The organism is Bacillus sp. L_1B0_5, from assembly GCF_000836715.1.
Lineage (GTDB): Bacteria > Bacillota > Bacilli > Bacillales > Bacillaceae_G > Bacillus_A > Bacillus_A thuringiensis_S.
Genome location: NZ_JXIS01000037.1, coordinates 1 through 2,378 on the forward strand (window position 1 = coordinate 1; position 2,378 = coordinate 2,378).

Here is a 2,378-nt window from a genome sequence, read left to right on the forward strand (position 1 = left end):
CCTCTTCCTTATTGAAAGTAATAAATCGAAAAGTCTTGTTTCTGCAGCAAGACTTTTTTGTTATTTTGTGGGGCTTTTTTCACATGAAAATTCCTATTGTAAAAGGGTATTAAGTTGCCGTTTTGAGAGGTGTCTTTTTCTTTTAAAAAGCGGACTGAACATCTAGGTTAAACATTGTTGTTATAATGTTCTTAAGGAAAGCAGGTATATGTGCATAAGTTATGCACCCTAAAATAGACTTAAGCACATATGTCTAGGTATGTGTGCTTAAGTCTATGTGACTATCGTTATGTGACCGATGGAGAGATTTTCAAAGTTATGGAGCATGAAAAATCTATTTTGGATACAAAACATAAGAAAATTGTACTTCTGCTGATTGAAATGGCTAGATTATATGATGAAATGGATCATTCAAGTGGTTGGAAGTGTGTTGGGATGGGAGTGGATTTTCTGTTATGATAGAAAAATCAATGAATCAGCGAGGTGAAAGTAATGATTTTTTTATTTCGATTTGATGTGATAGACAAGGGAATGGATTTTATTCTGAATGAAGAAATAGCAAAAGATATGTATCCTGATTTGGAAGAAATGCTCCGTGATTTAGTGAGATCTTTATGCTCAATGCTTGAATACTATAAAGTCTATAACAAAGAGAAAACCATCTTTTCAGGATTCATTCACGATAATGGGGAAGCGGAGGTTACACTCAGTAAGGGTTTGGGAAAATACATTGAACCATATACCAAGAATCAAATTATCTTTGATCATGGAAAACTTATTACTGAACTTTGTACCACAATCATGGATCGGAGATCAGCAAAAGCCCAATTAAAAGGAGAACGATGGTAGATCATAGTTCTATTTTCATAAAAAAGTTTGATTAAATTGTAAGGACTGATAAGTGGTGAGTAGTTCAATGAAATACGTGTTAGAAAAGTTTTATACATACGTAGAAAAATAAAGCACTCATGGCTAATTTGTTGTATACTAAAGAAGCTCAAGCAAGAACTATATTATGCGGTTTTAGGCATAAAAAAACGTCTTTTATCAGCACATAAAAGACGTTTTTTATTTGAACATTATTAACATAGCATGTCGTATGAGTAGTAAGACATGCTACTTTCAGAAAATGTGCTGATTGTGAAACGTATATTATCCCTACATAGCTTGTTGCACAAACCGAATCCGCAAGTATATCATATCATAAATCAATGATGAAAAAGCGATGTGTTTCACCATTCTTTGTATATATTTCTAATTAGATGTATACTAAATATGATTTCTTTTGTGAAAATTTTTAGGTGTTTTTCAAGTCAGGTTATGGTCGTTATCTAATCTATTGTATGTATCTGCAGTGAGGCTCTTATGTTAATCATAAGAGCCTGTTTGCATGTTCAATTTGTTTTTATGTACAATAAGAAAAAAGAGATCTTATCAGACAGGGAGAGGAAGCCCATGTCCAATCAAAAATTGGTCAATTTACGTATTGATTTTGCCTTTAAACAATTATTCGGGACATCCGGAAGCGAAGATATTTTGTTAACATTTCTAAATGCAATGTTAGCTGATTCATTGGAATCGCCCATTCAATCCCTTCAATTCGAAGATCCACATTTACATCGAGAACATGAAGAGGATAAATTATCGATTCTAGACGTATCGGCTACATTAGACACTGGAACCAAAATTAACATTGAAATCCAGTTGAATAATAATCATGACCTTTTAAAGCGTTCCCTATATTATTGGAGCAAGCTCTATGCATCTCAATTAAAAAAGGGAATGCCCTACGGCTCATTGCATAAAACCATTACAATCAACTTATTGAACTTTGTCATGTTTAAAGACTATGAAGCATTTCATACGATGGGGAAACTGTGGAATATGCAACAGCAGCAACTCTTAAGTGATGATATCGAAATTCATGTCGTGGAAATTCCAAAATTGCTACAGCAGTGGCGAGAGGAAAAAGTAAATCCATGGGAAGATTCTTTTGTTCGGTGGTTATTACTATTACCAGCCAATGAAGATGAGCATTTAACACATACTCTGGAGGCGATTGCGATGAATCAGGATCCAATTTTACAAAAGGCAATGGATAAATGGGAGCATATGAGCCAAGATGCTTCGTTCCGTCAAGCATACGAAGCACGCGAAAAGATATTGATGGATGAAGCAGCAGGTATTGCACATGCGTTAAATAAAGGGCGAGAAGAAGGCATAAAAAAAGGACTTGAACAAGGCGTTCAACAGGGAAAACATCAAATGATTCTCGGTATGCATCGTTTACAAGTCCCAATAGAAACCATTGCACAAGCCAGTGAACTCACGATTGAAGAAGTAAAGAAAATCATAGAGCAGGCATAAAAGAGGCGGTC

At 34.8% G+C, this 2,378-nt stretch carries 2 protein-coding genes; both read left to right on the forward strand.

The window, feature by feature from the left end:
• The first annotated feature begins 492 nt into the window (after positions 1–492).
• Positions 493–849, forward strand: coding sequence for a hypothetical protein (locus tag RT27_RS12055; protein WP_043936292.1), 357 nt, complete (start codon positions 493–495; stop codon positions 847–849).
• A 606-nt stretch (positions 850–1,455) separates the two neighbouring features.
• The gene (locus RT27_RS12060) at positions 1,456–2,367 is read left to right on the forward strand and encodes an Rpn family recombination-promoting nuclease/putative transposase (RefSeq protein ID WP_043936293.1); all 912 of its coding nucleotides are present in this window, start codon (positions 1,456–1,458) and stop codon (positions 2,365–2,367) included.
• The last annotated feature ends 11 nt before the right edge of the window (positions 2,368–2,378 follow it).